10 protein-coding genes are annotated in these 19,115 nt (G+C 64.2%); 8 read left to right on the top strand and 2 right to left on the bottom strand.

The window, feature by feature from the left end; genetic code table 11:
* Window positions 1-248 precede the first annotated feature (248 nt).
* Entirely contained in the window at window positions 249-1,115 is an 867-nt protein-coding gene (locus tag AVTE2539_RS11560) for a LysR substrate-binding domain-containing protein (RefSeq protein WP_284410774.1), read from the bottom strand.
* Window positions 1,116-1,315: 200 nt separating this feature from the next.
* Between AVTE2539_RS11560 and AVTE2539_RS11565 the strand changes: the two genes are divergently transcribed.
* From AVTE2539_RS11565 to AVTE2539_RS11585, 5 genes are all read left to right on the top strand, one after another.
* Window positions 1,316-2,320: a Bug family tripartite tricarboxylate transporter substrate binding protein gene (locus AVTE2539_RS11565; RefSeq protein ID WP_284410776.1), complete on the top strand. Its 1,005-nt coding sequence runs from the start codon at window positions 1,316-1,318 to the stop codon at window positions 2,318-2,320.
* An 8-nt stretch (window positions 2,321-2,328) separates the two neighbouring features.
* The gene (locus AVTE2539_RS11570; protein ID WP_284410778.1) at window positions 2,329-3,768 is read left to right on the top strand and encodes an N-acyl-D-amino-acid deacylase family protein; all 1,440 of its coding nucleotides are present in this window, start codon (window positions 2,329-2,331) and stop codon (window positions 3,766-3,768) included.
* Window positions 3,769-4,920: 1,152 nt separating this feature from the next.
* Window positions 4,921-12,435, top strand: coding sequence for a non-ribosomal peptide synthetase (locus tag AVTE2539_RS11575; protein WP_284410781.1), 7,515 nt, complete (start codon window positions 4,921-4,923; stop codon window positions 12,433-12,435).
* Between the two features lie 15 nt (window positions 12,436-12,450).
* Window positions 12,451-13,773: a glycosyltransferase gene (locus tag AVTE2539_RS11580; RefSeq protein ID WP_284410783.1), complete on the top strand. Its 1,323-nt coding sequence runs from the start codon at window positions 12,451-12,453 to the stop codon at window positions 13,771-13,773.
* An 18-nt stretch (window positions 13,774-13,791) separates the two neighbouring features.
* Complete coding sequence (locus tag AVTE2539_RS11585) at window positions 13,792-14,001, top strand: MbtH family protein (protein ID WP_272567380.1); 210 nt, start codon at window positions 13,792-13,794, stop codon at window positions 13,999-14,001.
* A gap of 73 nt (window positions 14,002-14,074) precedes the next feature.
* Here the strand turns inward: AVTE2539_RS11585 and AVTE2539_RS11590 are convergent, their stop codons facing one another.
* The gene (locus AVTE2539_RS11590; protein WP_284410785.1) at window positions 14,075-14,755 is read right to left on the bottom strand and encodes an MOSC domain-containing protein; all 681 of its coding nucleotides are present in this window, start codon (window positions 14,753-14,755) and stop codon (window positions 14,075-14,077) included.
* Between the two features lie 303 nt (window positions 14,756-15,058).
* Between AVTE2539_RS11590 and AVTE2539_RS11595 the strand changes: the two genes are divergently transcribed.
* Genes AVTE2539_RS11595 through AVTE2539_RS11605 form a run of 3 tightly spaced genes read left to right on the top strand, consistent with a single transcriptional unit; the run spans window position 15,059 to window position 19,100 of the window.
* Window positions 15,059-15,661, top strand: a complete 603-nt coding sequence (locus tag AVTE2539_RS11595) for a (2Fe-2S)-binding protein (protein WP_284410787.1) — start codon at window positions 15,059-15,061, stop codon at window positions 15,659-15,661.
* Window positions 15,658-16,740 (top strand): FAD binding domain-containing protein, encoded by a 1,083-nt coding sequence (locus tag AVTE2539_RS11600; RefSeq protein WP_502868909.1) that lies wholly within the window; start codon window positions 15,658-15,660, stop codon window positions 16,738-16,740. The genes AVTE2539_RS11595 and AVTE2539_RS11600 overlap by 4 nt, the downstream gene beginning before the upstream one ends.
* Window positions 16,737-19,100 carry a xanthine dehydrogenase family protein molybdopterin-binding subunit gene (locus tag AVTE2539_RS11605; RefSeq protein WP_284410790.1) on the top strand — a complete coding sequence of 788 codons (2,364 nt, stop codon included), beginning with the start codon at window positions 16,737-16,739 and terminating at the stop codon, window positions 19,098-19,100. The genes AVTE2539_RS11600 and AVTE2539_RS11605 overlap by 4 nt, the downstream gene beginning before the upstream one ends.
* Window positions 19,101-19,115: the final 15 nt, after the last annotated feature.

Here is a 19,115-nt window from a genome sequence, read left to right on the forward strand (position 1 = left end):
GCGAGACTGGTATTTTTTCCAGAGATAGCCAGCGACAGCCATGAGAATCATTTTTCGCATCTGAAGACTCCGTTTGATGAAGTCCAGAGCTTCCTTGGGTTGTCAGTCGCGCCTTGTAGGAAGTCCGGGCGAGGCCATGTCGTCTTCTGCGGAATGCCCTGATCCTTGTCCGAAGGGATGACAGAGGGGTTGGGCTTGCCGAGCCCATTCGCGGCAGCAGAGTGAGCGCGCTGGCTGGGGGTCTCCCATCAACGCTGCTGCGCTGAATCCAGCAGCCAGCTCCTAAAGGTCTGCAGGGTCGGTGATTGCACCGACTCTTCCGGATAAACCAGATAGTAGCCCTTGGGGCTGCGCCATGTGCGCGAAGACAGGCGCACAAGCCGCGTGGCCTGCACCATGTCTTCGGCCATGTAGTCCGGCAGCAAGACCACGCCCAGGCCCGCCACGGCGGCATTCAGTGCCATGGACATGATCTCGAATCGGGGGCCGGTGCGGCCGGGAGCGGCGTCGATTTGCTCCGCCAAAAACCACTGCTCCCAGGCATCCGGCAGTGTGTGGTGATGCAGCAGCCCCGAACCGGGCGTTGCTGCCCCGATCTGCGTGCCGTGGCGCGCCACCCAGGCAGGGGCGGCATAGGGTGCGAGGTCCAGTGCCGCCACGAAGTCGCAGCACAGCCCGGCGCGCTGGCCATCGCCGAATTCCAGGGAAGCATCGATGGTGCCAGCCTTGAAGTCGGCGGGGCCCACGCGTGTGCTCAAGCTCAGCGCAATTTCTCCATGCGCCCGGGTGAATGCAGGCAGGCGGGGGATGAGCCAATACGCACCGATCGAAGCGCCCACCGACAAAGCCAACCCGCCGCCGCGCCCTTTGAACGCCATCACATTGACCGTGGCCCGCTCCAGGCGCTGAAGCAATGGCGCGATCTCCTCGAGGTAGTAGCGTCCGGCATCGGTGGTGGCCAGCGATTCGCGCCGCCGAACGAACAGACGCACGTCCAGCCGTGATTCCAAGGCCTGTATCTGCCGGCTCACCGCGCCCTGGGTGAGGTGCAATTCCTGAGCGGCCGCAGTGAACGAGCCGAGGCGCGCGCTGGCCTCCAGGCATAGCAGGGACATGGTGGATGGAGCACGGTACATGAAGGGAAACCATGAGCAATGCACATGCCGGCAGCAAGATGCACCGGGAAAGGGGCAAAGATCACCGCAATAGTGCATGAGAAAAAGACATGGTATCCCCAGCAAACATGGTTTGTGCCAAGCCAGATCGATTTCTAGCATTCATGCGGTTGAATCCAACGAACTGAAGGAATGCACCGATGAACGCTCCGCTCCGCCCCGCATCCCTGTCGCGCCGCCGCTGGCTGCAGACGGTCTCTCTCACCCCCTCCGTCGCACTGTTGCCGGATTCGACCCGGGCGGCGCCAGGGTATCCCGATCGTCCCATTCGCCTGGTCGTGCCATCGGCCGCAGGCGGTTCTCCGGATGCCGTCTGCCGCATCCTGACGAACGAGTTGCCCAAAGCACTGGGCCAGCCCTTCGTGGTGGACAACAAGCCCGGTGCCAGCGGCAACATCGGCATGGCCGACGTGTTTCGTGCCCCTGCAGACGGCTATACGCTGGGCTATGCCAACGTGGGCACCCTGGCCATCAACAAGGCCCTGTATTCCAAGCTTCCTTACGACCCTGACGCTCTGGTTTCCATCGGTTTGATCGGCTTCGTGCAGAACGCGCTGGTGGTGCGCAAAGACCTGCCCGTGCAGAGCGTGAAGGACCTCATCGCGCTTGCGCGCGCCAAGCCCGGGGAGTTGACGGTGGCTTCGGGCGGCAGCGGTACCACGGGGCACCTGAGCGGCGAGTTGTTCAAGGCATCGACCCAGGTGTCGATGACGCACATCCCCTACAAGGGCAGCCCGCAGGCCATCACTGACCTGATGGGCGGCGTGGTGGACCTGATGTTCGACAACCTCAGCTCCATTCTTCCGCACATCCAGTCGGGCCGGGTGCGCGTGCTGGCCGTGACAGGCGCCGCGCGCAGTCCGCAACTGCCGCAGGTGCCCACCGTGGCAGAGGCCGGCGTGCAGGGTTACGAGACCGTGGGCTGGGGTGGCATCGTCGCCCCGCCTGGCACGCCCAGCGCGATTGCCGCCCAGCTCAACAAGGCCCTCAATGACGCTCTTCGCCTGCCCCCCGTGCAACAGAAATACGCGGCCCTCGGCTTCGAACTGACGCCTGGTCCTCCAGAGCGCCTGATCGAGCGGGCGCGAAAGGAATCACCGATGTGGGCAGACGTCGTCAAGCGCTCTGGTGCCCAGGTGGGGTGAGGCGGGCCATGTTCGATCTCCTCATTTTCGGAGGCACCGTCGTGGACGGCAGCGGAGCGGCTCGTCGGCAGGCCGACGTCGGCATTGCAGGCGGGCGCATTCTCGCCGTGGGCGACCTCTCAGCGCAGCCTGCCCGCCAACGCCACGACGCTGTCGGGCGCATCGTGTGCCCAGGCTTCATCGACGTTCATACCCATGATGATCGGTTGTTGCTCACATCACCGGCCGGCCCCCATCCCAAGCTCACGCAAGGCGTGACCACAGTGGTCACCGGAAATTGCGGGATCAGCCTGGCGCCGCTTCTGAGCAATGAGACACCGCCAGCACCACTGGACCTGCTTGGCGCGGACGACTGGCGGTATGACCGGTTCGGTGACTACCTCGATGCACTGGAGGCCGCGGGGCCGGCGCTGAACGCGGCATGCCTGGTGGGGCATTCCACTTTGCGGGTGCGCCATGTGCCGGACCTGCGCCGACCGGCCACCGCGCCCGAAGCTGAGCGCATGGCCAGGGATCTGGCCGACGCATTGGATGCGGGCGCTTTCGGCCTGTCCACCGGGCTCTACTACCCTCCCGCCCGGGCCGCCACCGCAGAAGAGGTGATTGCGGTGGGCGCCCCGCTTTCGGCGGCGCAGGGCCTGATCACGATGCATATTCGCGACGAGGCCGATGCCATTGATGATGCATTGCGCGAAGCCTTGCACATTGGCCAGGCGCTGGGGGTGAGCACTGTGCTGTCGCATCACAAGTTGATTGGCCAACGCAACCATGGGCGCTCGGTGAACACCTTGGCCATGGTGGACACTGCCGCGCTGTCGCAGCCCGTTTGCATGGACTGCTATCCCTACAACGCTTCGTCCACCATGCTGCTGGCCAGCCGCGTCGGGCAGTCCCGGGAGGTCTTGGTGACTTGGTCTGTTGGCGACCCATCGGCGGCTGGGAAATCGCTGTTTGCACTGGCGCGTGAACGGGGTTGTTCTCCCGAATCCTTGGTGGAGCCTTTGTCTCCCGCCGGCGCGGTGTACTTTGCCATGCATGAAGACGATGTGCGCCGCATCCTCGGACACCCTTTGACGATGGTCGGCTCGGACGGACTGGCCCACGATGCGGTGCCGCATCCTCGTCTGTGGGGAACATTCCCCCGGGTTCTAGGGCATTACGCGCGCGACCAGCGCCTGTTCTCCCTCGAAACGGCGGTGCACAAGATGACCGGGTTGAGCGCGCGCCGCTTCGGGCTGCGCGACCGGGGTTTGATCGCCCAGGACCATGCGGCGGACATCGTGGTGTTCGATGAGACGTGCATCGCCGACCGTGCCACGTTCGAACAGCCCACCGCTCCCAGCGCAGGCATCGATGCAGTGTTCATCAATGGCCAATTGGCCTGTGCACATGGCCATACCGTCAATGCGCATGCCGGTCAGGTGTTGCGGCGACAGCGCTCGTTCTGATTCCCGACGCTAGGAGGTCACGCTTTGGCGGGCATGCCAGACGCATCTGGGCGATCTGTCGGCCGAAGCCGAGATGGCGAGGCGACGTTGCCTCATTGTCGGCCGAAGTGCTTTTGTCGATCTGGCTGGGCAAGTTTCCTATTTCTATCAAATTGCCAAGAGGTGAATAAATCAGCTTCTTCAGTAATTTACTTCTGTTGAGGGATTATGAAAAGTTTTCCTCTAGTTGTTGATAAAAAAGTCTTTGTAGGTATGTAAATCAAGGATCTCAAATATTTATCGATACTGCATGTAAAAAATACTTTGGGTTTTGAAGCATTGATTGCGCGCAGAAGGGAATCTGCCTACTGCTTGGGAGCGCTGATGGGCTATGTTCAGGTTCGGGGTGACCAAACGAATGGTGATCGCTCATCATCTTTTTCTATTGGTAATTATTTTTTGTGGAATTGCTGCTGAGTGTTTTATTCATTGTTTGAATAATAAGGGTAAACCCTTGTATTGCGAGAGCGCTTCCCTAATAGACTTTTTTGAAAATAAATGTGTCGGCTCAAAATAAACAGCCGTAATGGTTAGGGAAGAGAGGGATTCATGTCATTGAATCAATGGGGAGGGCGCACGCCGCGCACGGGTGTGATTCGGAAGGCGTGTCATTGCATGCGCCTCCAAGTTGCTGAGGGGCTCGGCCTGCACCTGCGGGCGTGTGCCGAAGCAAGCGACGCCGAGCACCAAAGGGTATTCCCACCAGCGGGCCCGGGCAGGGCTTGTCCTTGCACCGCCTACCAGCGCCTCCATGCGCGCAAACGCTTTCGTTCCTTCGGTGCATTTGCTGCGCGGATGCCTTCTGCGCCACGCCTCTGCAATGCGCCACTGCTCCGTCATGCGGCAGGGCACAGGCCGGATGGCCTGGGCATTCATCCGGTTTCAGAAGCAACGGTGAAGATCTTTTCCCCCGTGATTTCTACCGTCGACTGAGTGCGCAGGCGCGGCCTCCAAGGCCGTGCGATGCCTGCACTTCCACACCCTGCCATTCCTGGCCGGGCAGATCTGTCCCAGGCTCGTCCGAGCCTGCCAGTACCGATTTCAAGAGCGACATACGTCCGTGTCCGTACAGGTGCGGATGCTGAATTTCGTCCATACGACAGGGAGAATTGCATGAGCACGGTCGATCAATCCGGTGGTTCCATCCAACTCATGGCAGGCCAGATGGCCATGTGGCTGGGGGCTCAGTTCGCTTCGGCAGACACCAACTTCAACTTGGCTGAGGCCATCGACATCGAGGGAGACATCGATCCCGCACTGTTCGCCGAGGCTGTGCGCCGAGTCACCCACGAAGCCGAGGCCACGCGGCTCCACTTCGTCGATGCGGGGCAAGGCCCGACGCAGGTGCTTGCACCGACCTTTACTGGGGATCTTCCTTTCCTCGATTTCAGTGGCGAGGCCGACCCGATGGCTGCGGCGCAGGCTTGGATGCAGGCCGATTTCAGCCGTCGGGCGGAACTGGCATCAGGGCAGCTGTGGCTCTGCGCGCTTATCCGGCTCGCACCAGGAAAGCATGTTTGCTATCAGCGCAGCCACCATATCTTGCTGGATGGTTTCGGTGGTGGCCTGGTGGCACGGCGCATTGCGGATCTCTATACGGCGCTGGCGCAGGGGAGCGTCGTTCCTGAAGCTTCGCGACTTGCGCCGATGGCACAGTTGGCCGAAGAGGAGCGCGCCTACCGTGAATCCGGTCGGTTTCCAAGAGACCGCCAATACTGGATGGAGCGCTTTGCTGACGTGCCGGAACCTTTGACCCTGGCGTCGCGCCAGTCGGTGAACATCGGCGGCCTCCTGCGCCAGACCGTGCACCTGCCGGCTGCCAGCGTTCAAGCGCTGCAGGCCATCGGTCAGGCCTGGGGAAGCACGCTGCCTCAGATCCTGATCGCCACGACAGCCGCTTACCTCTACCGCGCGACGGGGGTGGAAGACATGGTGATCGGCATCCCGGTCACTGCGCGGCACAACGAGCGCATGCGGCGGGTGCCTGCCATGGTGGCGAATGCATTGCCACTGCGCCTGTCGATGCGCCCTGACCTGCCATTCCCTGAACTCGTTCGCGAAGTGGGGCGCCAGATGCGCCAGATCCTGCGACACCAGTGCTACCGATACGAGACCCTGCGCGGTGATTTGAATCTTCTGCTGAACCATCGACAACTCTTCACGACAGTCGTCAATGTGGAGCCTTTCGACTACGACTTCCGTTTTGCGGGGCACGTGGCCAAACCACGAAATCTTTCCAACGGAACGGCAGAGGATCTGGGCATCTTTTTGTACGAGCGCGGCAACGGCCAAGATCTGCAGATCGATTTCGATGCGAATCCCGCGCTGTACACCGCACAGACTTTGGCCGAGCACCAGCGGCGGCTGCTGACGCTCATGGCGGCAGTGATCGAGCGGCCGGATCAGGCCATTGGCTGCATCGAACTGCTGGGCGTCCAGGAGCGCCAACAGGTGCTGATGGGCTTGAACGATACCGAGCACGCGGTGCCCGACACTCACCTTTCCACCTGCATCGAAGCCGGCTTGCTGGCAGATCCCCAAGCCATTGCCTTGCGGTTCGAGGACCAGACGCTGAGCCGTGGTGAACTGGATCAAAGGGCGAATCGGCTGGCGCACCTGCTGCGTGCGCGTGGCGCGGGGCCCGAGCGCGTCGTGGCGATCGCCATGCCGCGGTCGCTGGATCTCATGGTGGCCTTGCTGGCCATTCTGAAAACCGGGGCGGCCTATTTGCCGGTCGATCCGGATTTTCCAGCCGATCGCATTGCCTACATGCTCGGCGATGCTCGGCCGGTATGCCTCGTCACCACGCAGGCGCTGGCGCAGACCTTGCCTGCGCCGGTGTCGTTCGTGCTGCTCGATGGCCCGGAAACCATCGACGAACTGGGCAGCCATCCCGAAACCCGCCCCGAGCCGCTGGGAACGCTCGATACCGCGCAGCCGGCCTATGTGATCTACACGTCTGGATCGACCGGAAATCCGAAAGGGGTCGCCGTCTCGCACCGCGCCATCGTCAACCGGCTCCGGTGGATGCAGGACCAGTATGGCCTGCAAGCCGATGACCGCGTGTTGCAGAAGACCCCCTCCAGCTTCGATGTTTCGGTGTGGGAATTCTTCTGGTCCCTGATCGACGGCGCCACGCTGGTGCTTGCCAAGCCGGGTGGGCATAAGGATGCAGCGTACCTGGCGGAGCTCATCGTTCGCGAAGACATCACCACCTTGCATTTCGTGCCCTCCATGCTGGAGGTCTTCTTGCTGGAGCCGGCCGCCTCCGCCTGCTCCAGCCTTCGGCGAGTGATTTGCAGCGGCGAGGCTTTGTCGTCTGCGCTGGCGCGCAAATTTCACCAGCAGTTGGGGTGCGAACTGTACAACTTGTACGGCCCTACGGAGGCGGCCGTCGATGTGACCGCATGGGCCTGCCCAAGCACGCCGCTGATGGAACCGGGGTCGGAAGGCGTGCCCATTGGCCGCCCCATCTGGAACACACAAATGGTGGTGCTGGACAGTGGCCTGCAGCCCTTGCCCGTGGGGATGACGGGCGAGTTGTACATCGCGGGAACGGGCCTGGCGCGAGGCTACCTGGGTCGCCCTGTGCTGAGCGCAGAGCGCTTCGTGGCCAATCCTCATGGCGGGCCGGGAAGCCGCATGTACCGCACGGGTGATCTGGCGCGCTGGCGTGCCGATGGCAGCCTGGACTTTCTGGGCCGAGCTGACCATCAGGTGAAGATCCGCGGCCTGCGCATCGAGCCGGGAGAGATCGAGTCGGCATTGCTGCAGCACCCTTGGGTCGCGCAGGCGGCGGTGATTGCTCGCGAGGATGTGGCAGGCGAAAAGCGCCTGGTGGCCTATGTAGTGTCCGCCGGTGAAGGCGAGCTTGCGCCCGGTGAGCTGCGCAGCCATCTGGCGCTGTCTTTGCCTGAGTACATGTTGCCTTCGGCCTTCGTTCAATTGGCGGCCTTGCCGCTCGGTCCGAGTGGCAAGCTCGACCGAAAGGCCCTGCCTGCACCCGAAGTGCAGAGCGCCGTTGCCTATGCGGCACCGCGCACACCGACGGAAAAGGCACTTGCGGACCTGTGGGCCGAGACACTGCATTTGCCCCGCGTCGGCATTCACGACAACTTCTTCGAGTTGGGTGGGCATTCTCTGATGATCGTGCAGTTGATCTCGATGATCCGGCAGCAGTTCATGATCGATCTTCCCCTGGACACCCTGTTCCAGGTCTCCACCATTGCGGGGCTTGCGGAGCGGCTGGACCAGGAGGCGGTATCGCGGCCGCGCCTGGCACCGATGCCCCGCCCGGCGCGGATTCCGCTGTCGTCCGCACAACGTCGCCTATGGCTCATGAACCAGCTGGACGGCGCCAATCCGGCCTACAACATGCCCCTGGCGTTGCGCCTGTCCGGCCTGCTTGATCGCGTGGCGCTGCACGTCGCCCTGGGCGATCTGGTGCAGCGCCATGAGAGTTTGCGCACGATCTACCCGCATGAGGCGGGACTGCCATACCAGCAGATCCTCGATGGTGCCGACGCCAACCCACCCGTGATAGAGGCGGAGGCCTGCGAAGACGATTTGACTGCGCAGTTGCACGCGGCGGCCCGCCACGCCTTCGACCTGTGCCATTCGATGCCTTTGCGGGTCTCGCTGTTCCGGCTGGCCGAGGACGAGCATGTGCTGTTGCTGCTCACCCACCACATCGCAGGCGATGGTGCTTCGCTGCTGCCATTGGCGCGGGACCTGAGCGTGGCCTACGCCGCGCGTTGCAGCGGCCAGACTCCGGATTGGGAGCCGCTGCCGCTCCAGTACGCCGACTATGCGCTGTGGCAGCAGGCAATGCTGGGCAGCGAAGACGATCCCGACAGCCTGGCTGGCCGGCAGCGCGGGTTCTGGCATGACGCGCTGCGCGACCTGCCCGAGCAAATGGCATTGCCTGTGGACCGTCCCCGCCCCCTGGTGCCCAGCCACCGTGGCGACGTGGTTCCGCTGCACATACCGGCTGCGGTCCATGAACGCATGCTGCATTTGGCCCGAGACGGGCAAGCCAGCCTATTCATGGTGCTGCAGGCTGCCCTGGCCGCGTTGCTGAGTCGCCTGGGGGCGGGCGACGACATCGTGATCGGCAGCCCGGTCGCGGGGCGCAGCGATCATGCCCTCGATGGGCTGATCGGCTGTTTCGTGAACACGCTCGTTTTGCGTACCGATACGTCGGGCCAGCCCGGGTTTCGCGAACTGATTGAGCGCGTGCGTGCCACCAATCTGGCGGCCTACGCGAACCAGGATTTTCCTTACGACCGCTTGGTGGAACTGCTGCGGCCGGGGCGCTCGCGGTCCAATCTGCCGCTGTTTCAGGTCATGCTGGGATTTCAGAACAGCAGCCGGCTGTCATTCAGCCTTCCGGGGCTGTCGATCACGCCGCAGCCTGTGGCCGTCGACACCTCCAAATTCGACCTGTCTTTCATCCTGACAGAGCAACGCCATCACGATGGCCTGCCCGGCGGGATCTCCGGCGGCATTCAATACAGCACCGATCTGTTCGACAGGACCACGGTGGAGTCTCTGGCGGCCCGGCTGGCGCACTGGCTGGAGCAGGCGTGCGACACACCGGACGAGGCGCTGGGCCGCATCGACATCCTGCATCCCGAGGAGCGCCGCCGCTTGCTGCGGAAGTGGAGCGACTCCGAACGAGCTTTGGCCACCAAGACCATTGCCTCCATGGTGGAGGGCCACGTCAGCCGGCGTCCGCACGCACCTGCGGTGGTTCTGGATGACACCACGGTCAGCTATGGCGAGCTCGACACACGGGCCAACCGCCTGGCCCACCTGCTGCAGGCACGGGGCGTGGCTGCGGGGGCCATCGTCGGGACGGTGCTGCCGCGCTCGCTCGATCTGGTCGTGGCGCACTTGGCCATCGTCAAGGTCGGGGCGGCTTACCTGCCTCTCGATCCGAACCATCTGGCAGGACGCAGTGCGTTGGTGTTCCAAGAGGCCGCTCCCGCCGCCGTCCTTACGCACGAAGCGCTGCTGCCGAGGCTGAGCAAGGTGGCCCATTGCATGGCGCTTGACAGCGACCTGACGGTTGCGGCCCTGGCAATCCAGTCGGACAGCCGCCCAGGTGGTTCGGGTGGAGCGCGACCTCAGGATGGCCCCCACGCGCAGGAGGCGGCATACCTCATCTACACGTCGGGCTCCACCGGGACACCGAAGGGCGTCGTGGTGCCGCATGCAGGCCTTCACAGCCTGGCCGCTTCCATGGCGGAGCGGATGGAGATCGGCCCGGATTCCCGCGTGCTGCAGTTTTCCTCCAGTGGGTTCGATGCTTCGGTGATGGACCTGCTGATGGCCTTTCACGTCGGTGCCGCGCTGGTGGTGCCCGGGCCTGCGCCATGGCTGGGGCAGGATCTGGCGCAGGGGTTGGTTCGCCAATCGATCAGCCATGCCCTGATTCCACCTGCCGCGCTGGCCTCGGTGCCGCCCGGCGAATTCCCAGCGCTTCGAACGCTGGTGGTCGGCGGCGATGTGTGTCCTCCCGCGCTCGCAGCGCAGTGGGCGCCGGGTCGCCGCATGATCAATGCCTACGGCCCTACGGAGACCACGATCTGCGCGAGCCTGAGCGAGCCCATGCAGGCCGGGACCGTGCCATCGATCGGACAACCGATCTGCAACACACATATGTACGTGCTGGACGGAGACCTCCAGCCGGTGCCCGCGGGCGTGGCCGGCGAGTTGTACGTCGCAGGGGCAGGCCTGGCGCGGGGCTACCTGGGGCGCCCAGCCCTGAGCGCAGAGCGATTCGTGGCCAATCCGCATGGCGGGCCAGGCAGCCGCATGTACCGCACGGGCGATTTGGCGCGCTGGCGTGCCGATGGCAGCCTGGACTTCCTGGGTCGTGCCGACCAGCAGGTGAAGATCCGCGGCCTGCGCATCGAGCCGGGAGAGATCGAGTCGGCATTGCTCCAGCACCCTTGGGTCGCGCAGGCGGCGGTGGTTGCCCGCGAAGACGTGGCAGGCGAAAAGCGATTGGTGGCCTATTTGGTGGCCGCTGGTGAGGGCGAGCTTGCCCCCGGCGACCTGCGCAGCCATCTGGCGCTGTCGCTGCCCGAGTACATGGTGCCTGCGGCCTTCGTTCAACTGGCGGTATTGCCGCTCAACTCGAGTGGCAAGCTCGACCGGAAGGCACTGCCTGTGCCGCAGGCGCCAGGCGACCAGCCCTACGCCGCGCCACGCACCGACACGGAAATCGCTTTGGCCGCGCTGTGGGCTGAGATCCTGCATTTGCCGCGGGTGGGTATTCATGACAACTTCTTCGAAATCGGTGGTCATTCGCTGATGGCGATCCAACTGGGTATGCGGATCCGGGACCAGATCCACCCCGATTTCCCGCATGCCGAGGTTTACAACCGCCCGTCGATCGCGCAATTGGCCCAATGGATCGACCAGGCCGGCGATGACGGCGCAGCCCTGGATCTGGCGCGCGAGATCCATTTGCCAGAGCACATCCAGGGCCAGGCCGCCGCGCCCACCCTGGTGCCGGCGCGCGTCTTTCTCACCGGGGCCAGCGGATTCGTCGGAAGCCATCTGCTGGCTGCGCTGTTGCGTGACACCTCGGCTTGCGTGGTCTGCCATGTGCGGGCTGCCGACGAGGCGCAGGGGCGGCAGCGCTTGCAGCGCACCATGGCCGAGCGGCAACTGGGCACCCTCTGGGACGATGCGCGAATCCAGGTGGTCACCGGCGATCTGGGTGCACCGCGGCTGGGGTTGGATGACGCCGCCGTGCAACAGGTCCGCGATGGCTGCGACGCCATTTACCACTGTGCTGCGCAAGTGGACTTTCTGCATCCGTATGCCAGCCTGAAGGGCCCCAATGTGGACAGCGTGGTCACGTTGCTCGAATGGACTTCGCAAGGGCGGCCCAAGACCCTGCATTACGTCTCGACGCTGGCCGTGATTGGTCAAAACGAGGACGGTGGCACGGTCACGGAGCGTTCGGCGCTGCCTTCCTGGAACGGCTTGGTGGACGGCTACAGCCAGAGCAAGTGGGTCGCCGACGCGTTGGCTCGGGAAGCGCAGGCGCGGGGAATGCCGGTGGCCATCTACCGGCTCGGTGCCGTGACCGGTGACCACGATCACGCGATTTGCAATGCCGCTGACCTGATCTGGCGGGTGGCACACCTGTATGCGGACCTGCAGTCCATCCCCGACATGGACTTGCCTCTGAACATGACCCCGGTGGACGATGTGGCGCGGGCCATCCTGGGTCTGGCTGCCCGGGCATCTTCCTGGGGGCAGGTGTATCACCTGATGAGTCCGGCGCCGCTGCGGGTGCGGGACATTCCTCCGGTGTTCGAGCGTCTCGGCCTGCACCTGGAACCGTTGGCGCTGGAGTCCTGGCTGCGGCGGGCCCATGTGCGGCTGGCCGAGGGCCAGGACCGCGATTTGGCTGCCGTGCTGGCGATCCTGGACCGCTACGACGCATCGGCCACGCCACCGAAGGTGTGCGGCGCGGCGACGCACGCGCAGCTCGAATCCATCGGCGCGGCGATCCGCCCGGTGAATCGCGATCTGCTGCACCGCTATTTCGTCGATCTGGGTATCGACGCCAAGGCACACCGTGCCCTGGAAACCAGCATTTCATGAACGAAGGAGGAAACCATGGCACGTTATCTCATTGCAGCGACCGCCTTGCCGGGACATGTGTTGCCCATGCTGGCCATCGCCCAGCATCTGGTGCGCCAGGGACACGAGGTGCAGGTGCACACTGCCAGCCACTTCAGGGAACAAGCCTTGGCCACTGGCGCGTCCTTTACCGCATTCGATCCGTCGATTGATTTCGAGCACCAGGAGCTGGACCGGCGGTTTCCGCAACGTCTGCAACAGCCCTCCGCCCATGCGCAGCTGTGCTTTGGACTGAAGCACTTCTTTGCCGACGCGATGGCGCCGCAGTTGGCAGGGTTGCGGCGCATCCTGGCGCATTTCGATGCCGATGCCATTTTGGTGGACACGATGTTTTGCGGCACGTTTCCGCTGCTGCTGGGACCGAGGGAGGAGCGGCCCGCCATCGTCGCCATCGGCATTTCGGCGCTGGCGCTGTCCAGCCGGGACACTGCCTTTTTTGGCACGGCGCTGCCGCCTTCGTCGACGGCCGAAGGTCGCATTCGCAACCAAGCCATGAACCGCAATCTGCAGCAGGCCATGTTCGGCGACGTGCAACGCCATTTCAATGACGAACTGGCACGCTTGGGGGCGCCGGCACTGCCCCGCTTTTTCATCGATGCGATGGTGACGCTGCCGGATCTGTACCTCCAACTGACGTCGGCATCTTTCGAGTATCCGCGCAGCGACCTGCCTGGCTCCGTCCGGTTCGTGGGGCCACTGCTGGCACCGTCACGTGCCGACTTCAACCCACCCGACTGGTGGCCCGAACTGGATGACGGCCGGTCCGTCGTGTTGGTCACGCAGGGCACGCTGGCCAATCAGAACCCTGCGCAGTTGATCGGGCCCACCGTGCAGGCGCTGGCCAGGTTCGATGACATCCAGGTGATTGCCACCACGGGCGGACCGGTGCCTCCGGGCCTCAGCGCAGCGATGCTTCCCGCCAACGCCCGTGTGGTGCCATTTCTGCCCTATGACCGTCTGTTGCCCAAGGTGCATGCCATGGTCACCAATGGTGGATATGGATCGGTCAACCACGCGCTCAGCCTGGGCGTGCCGCTGGCCGTGGCGGGCGCGACCGAAGAGAAGCCGGAAATTGCCGCGCGCGTCGCCTGGTCAGGCGCCGGCATCAACCTGGCCACCGGGCAGCCCAGCGCGCGCCAGATCGGCGATGCAGTGCGCAAGCTGCTGGACAACCCTTCCTACCGGCAGCGCGCCCGAGCGCTGCGACTGGATTTCGCGCGCCACCACGCACTGACCGAGATCGCATCGGCCCTGGCGGCACTGCGTGAAACATCCTCCGCCATCGCGGAATTTGCATGACCTTCAAGGAGATCTGACATGAGCAACCCATTCGACGACGAAAACGGCCACTTTCTGGTGCTGACCAATCCTGAAGGCCAACACTCGCTATGGCCCGCGTTTCTCGATGTGCCCGCTGGCTGGGAGGTGGCCTTGCCTGCGTCCGACAGAACCGCTTGCCGTGCGTACATCGAGGCCCACTGGACGGACATGCGGCCCCGTTCACTGGTTGCCGCCATGGGCGGTTGATTGCCAGGGAAGGGTGGATCGCCCCCTCGGTGTCCGGCATGCCGGCACGCCGAAGTACGGTCTGCACGGGGATTCAACGAATTGTTTCTGTAAACCCTGAAACGGCCCCTGCAACGGGCAGGCCACCCGTCGCATGGTGCGTGGCCTGCGCAGCCAGGTATGCGTGTACATCGAAGAGTTCGGTGCCCTCCCAGCGCTGCTCTGCATGCATCGCCACGCTACCTGCTTGAGCACGTTCTGCCACATCAGGGCACAACTGGCCCAGCACCCTTGGGAATGCCCGGCAGTATCCCTTGGCGACGCCAGCGAGGTCCGCCAACTGCCGGTACCCGATGCGCTTGCCAGCCGGTATGCGTCGCACGATGTGGGCGATGCGATCCTTCCAATCGTTGCTCATGGGGGGAATCGGTGCAGGTCCCTGGCAGATCGCATCGCCTACCCGCAGCACGCCGCCTTGCAACACCCGCGCCAGCGCGCCGCGGCGGCCCTTCAAAGCCTTGACGACGCCTGGCTTGCGCTGCTCCAGGCGGGCGCAGGGCTCGCACTCAAAGGTGATCCACAGCACCACTTCCGGGCCGATCTTCAACAGGGAGCCGGAGGGAAGGCCTGCCGTAGGCCAATCGATGAGCAGGTTTTCGCGCAGTGTGAACGATGGCATTTGGAGATCGCGATACACGTCGGTCCCAGCCAGCAGGACTTGGCGTGGCGAAAGCCGTTGGGCATGCCGGTCGCGAAGCAATCCCTGATCGGCCATGGCAGTGGCTTCAGGGACGGACTGGGGTTCCAAAGCGGCTGGACTGTGCAGACACAGTCTTTGCAGGGTGCCCACGGCCCGCCAGGGCAGAAATGGGGGAAACAGCACGGGGAGAGCACCCTTGGGATCAGGGACTGGCATCTGGGGGCGAATGGCAATGGGGTGGAGCGATGTTCGGGGAGGTTTTCCCGGAGCTTGGCAGAAATTTCACGCTGGGGTGGATGCAGGCGCAATTCCTACAACCTGGCTGCAGCCCGCCCAGCACACTGGCCCGCCCGCCCACCCGGCCGTGAAAGAAGCGCCATGCACTCCAGCCCACCCCTGTTAGAAGCTCCTACAGAGAGCCCCGGCGACGGCCTCGCCTCTGTCCATTCCGTGCGTCTGCGCGTGAACGGGCAAGACCATGAAGTCGAAATTCCCAGTTGGGTCACGCTGTTGGACCTGCTGCGCGAGCGGTTGGGACTCATGGGAACCAAGAAAGGCTGCGACCACGGCCAGTGCGGCGCTTGTACCGTGCTGGCCGATGGGCAGCGCATCAACGCTTGCCTCACGCTCGCGGTCATGCAGGAGGGGGTCGACATCACCACGGTGGAGGGCCTGCCTGCACTGGCCGGAGAGGGCCGCACGAGTGCCGGACTGCATCCTTTGCAGCAGGCTTTTATTGACCATGACGCATTCCAGTGCGGCTATTGCACGCCAGGGCAGCTGTGCTCCGCCGTGGGTCTGATGAACGAAGGCGGTGCGAAGACGGCGGACGATGTCCGCGAACGCATGAGCGGTAACCTCTGCCGTTGCGGTGCCTATCCGCAGATCGTGCAGGCGGTCGCTCAGGTGGCTGGCATTCGGGTCGATGCCATGCGTTTGTCGTCGCCTGCCCCCTTCACAGTGCAAGAGAGCCAGGCATGAGGGCATTCGTGTACGAAGCCGTCGCCACTGCCGACGCTGCGCTGGCGGCGATGCCCGGTCAAGCGCCCGACATTGGCGAGACCGCACCGCAGGCCAAGTTTCTTGCGGGGGGAACCAACCTGATCGACCTGATGAAGGAAGACGTCATGCGCCCACGGCGGCTGATCGATGTCAGCCGCCTGCCGCTGGCCGCCATCGAGGCCCGGCCCGAGGGCGGCGTGCGCCTCGGAGCCATGGCACGGAATGCTGCCACCGCGCGCCATCCCTTGGTGCGGGAACGTTATCCCTTGCTGTCGGCTGCCATCCTGGCGGGCGCATCGCCGCAGATTCGCAACATGGCGACCAATGGGGGCAATCTGTTGCAGCGCACACGGTGCCACTACTTCTACGACACCGGAACTCCCTGCAACAAGCGTGAACCGGGCACAGGTTGTCCCGCGCGGGGAGGGCTGGCCCGGCAACTGGCCATCCTGGGGACCAGCGACCATTGCGTGGCCACGCATCCGTCGGACATGTGCGTGGCGCTTGCCGCGCTCGATGCGGTGGTGCATGTGCAATCGCCGAGCGGGCAGCGGACCATCGCGTTCGCCGATTTCCATCGTTTGCCAGGCAACGCGCCGCAGCGCGACAACACGCTGGCCGGCGATGAACTCATCGTGCACATCGAGCTTCCGGCTAACGGGCTGCAGCGGCACAGCACCTATCTGAAGCTGCGTGACAGGGCCTCCTATGCCTTCGCCCTGGTGTCGGTGGCTGCGGCGTTCGAGCTGGACGCTTCCGGGCTGATGCGAAACGCCCGCATTGCGTTGGGTGGCGTGGCCCACAAGCCCTGGCGCGACGCCGAGGCAGAACAGCTTCTGGAGGGGCAGCGTCCGGAAGCCGCGCCTTTCCACGCGGCTGCGCATTTGCTTCTGCGGGACGCCCGTGGCCATGGTGCCCCGGGTGGATCCGGCGACAACCGTTTCAAGATCGTTCTGGCCCGGCGTGCCATCGTGCGTGCGCTCGAGATGGCGCGCGATGGCGAACTGACCAACACCGGAGAGCTGGGTACCGAACCTGTGCAGGAATTTCAGCCATGAGCACCCACGATGATTTTCGGACAGACACCGTCGCCTTGCAGGCCCTCTCCCAGCAGCCGATGGCGGAGCCCGGCACCGGGCTGGTGAAGACGGGTGCGCCCGTCTCCCGCATCGATGGCCGCCTCAAGGTCATGGGCCAAGCGCGCTACGCTGCGGAGCATGCCAGCGATGACCTGGTTTATGGAGTGGTCGTCAACAGCACTGTGGCAAAAGGGCGGATTCTGAATCTGCGGACGGATCCAGCGCTTGCAGTGCAGGGCGTGCTCGATGTCATCACACACACGAACCGGCCCGCGGTTCGGTCGCTCGATCTTTTCTACAAGGACATGACCGCCCCTGGGGGCTCTCCGTTCAAGCCGCTGCACGACGCGCGCATCCACTACAGCGGCCAGCCGGTCGCGCTGGTGGTGGCCACGTCCTTCGAGGCGGCGCGCTGTGCGGCCGCCTTGGTGGAACTGGACTACGAGGTCGAAAAACACGAGACCCACCTGCTGCACAACTTGCGCCGCGCGCGGGAGTCGAGCAGGCTCAAGGCCGGCTATTCACCGCCACCCAAGCCCCGGGGTGACGCACCGCGAGCGTTCGGCGCGGCGCCTGTCAAGATCGACGCCCAGTACTACAGCGGTGTAGAGCACCACAATCCCATGGAGATGCATGCCTCCACCGTATTGCGCGGTGCCGATGGCCATCTCACCATCTACGACAAGACCCAGAGCCCGCAGAACAGCCGATGGGTGGTGTCGCGCGTGTTCGGTCTTTCGCAGGAAGAGGTGACCGTTCGCAACCCCTTCGTTGGCGGGGCATTCGGGTCGGGCCTGCGGCCGCAGTACCAGCTCATCCTGGCGGTGATGGCCGCATTGCACCTGCAGCGTTCGGTGCGGGTGGTGCTCACGCGGCAGCAGATGTTCACGTTCGGGCACCGGCCCGAGACATGGCAGCGCGTCAGGCTCGCCGCTGATCGCGACGGTACCCTGAAGGCCGTCATGCACGAGGCAGTGGCTGAGACCTCGCGCCTGGAAGACTATGTGGAAGTGGTGGTGAACTGGTCCGGTCAGCTATACCAGTGCGACAACGTCAGCCTCGGGTACCGACTGGTGCCGCTCGACCAGTACAGCCCCTTGGACATGCGCGCACCGGGGGCGGCCCATGGTGTGCACGCGCTGGAAGTGGCCATGGACGAATTGGCCTATCAGCTGCGCATGGATCCGCTGATCTTGCGGCTCAAGAACTATGCGGAGCGCGATGCCTCGAAGGGTTTGCCTTTCTCTACCAAGGAGCTGCATGCGTGCTACCAGCAAGGTGCGGAGCGTTTCGGTTGGGCGCAGCGCCCCCTGGAGCCGCGTTCCATGCAGCAGGGGCGAGAGCTGATTGGTTGGGGCATGGCCACGGGTACCTGGGATGCCATGCAGATGTTCGCGCGTGTCCGCGCGGTGATGCATGCGGATGGGCGGTTGGTCGTGAGCAGTGCGGCCTCCGACATCGGTACTGGCACGTACACGGTCATGGCCATGATCGCCGCCGAAGCGATGGGCTTGCCACTGGAACAGGTGACCTTCGCCCTGGGCGACTCCAACCTGCCGTTGGCCCCTGTGGAAGGCGGATCGTCGCATGTAGCGACGGTCGGTGCCGCGGTGGAGGGCGCATGCGAGAAGTTGCAGCGGTTGCTCTGGGCGCTGGCAAGGCGCAGCCGAAGCATGGGCTTCGGCAAGGTGCTGCTCAAGGAGGTGGAATTCAAGGCGGGTCGCATGCGTCGCCGGGACGCCCCGCCGCAGGACCTGGGCGTCGCATTCGCCGACATCCTGGCGTCGCAAGGGCGCTCGTTGATCGAGGTGCGTCACCTCATGCTTCCGAACCTGCTCCGGCAAAAGAAGTTCGTGCGGGCCACGCATTCCGCCGTGTTCTGCGAGGTGCGAGTAGACGAGACCCTGGGGACGGTTCGTGTCACGCGGGTGGTCAGTGCCGTCGCCGCAGGGCGCATTCTGAATGCCAAAACGGCCCACAGCCAGATCACCGGAGGCGTGGTCTGGGGCATCAGCCAGGCATTGCATGAAGAGACGCAGACCGACCATGCCCTGGGCCGGTTCATGAATCACAACTATGCGGAATACCACGTTGCCACCAACGCCGACATTCCACCGATCGATGTGATTTTTGTGCAGGAGGATGACCGCATCGTCAGCCGCCTGGGCGCCAAGGGGGTGGGCGAGATCGGCATCGTGGGTGTGGCGGCGGCCGTGTGCAATGCCATCTTCCATGCCACTGGCCGGCGCGTGCGCTCCACCCCCATGACGCCTGACAAGGTGATGCTCCCTGCACCACCCGCCGTGCCGTCTTCCACGGAGGACGCTTTGTCCCTGTAGGCGGCCAGGGTTGCT

Source organism: Acidovorax sp. SUPP2539 (assembly GCF_030158975.1).
Taxonomy (GTDB): Bacteria; Pseudomonadota; Gammaproteobacteria; order Burkholderiales; family Burkholderiaceae_C; genus Paracidovorax.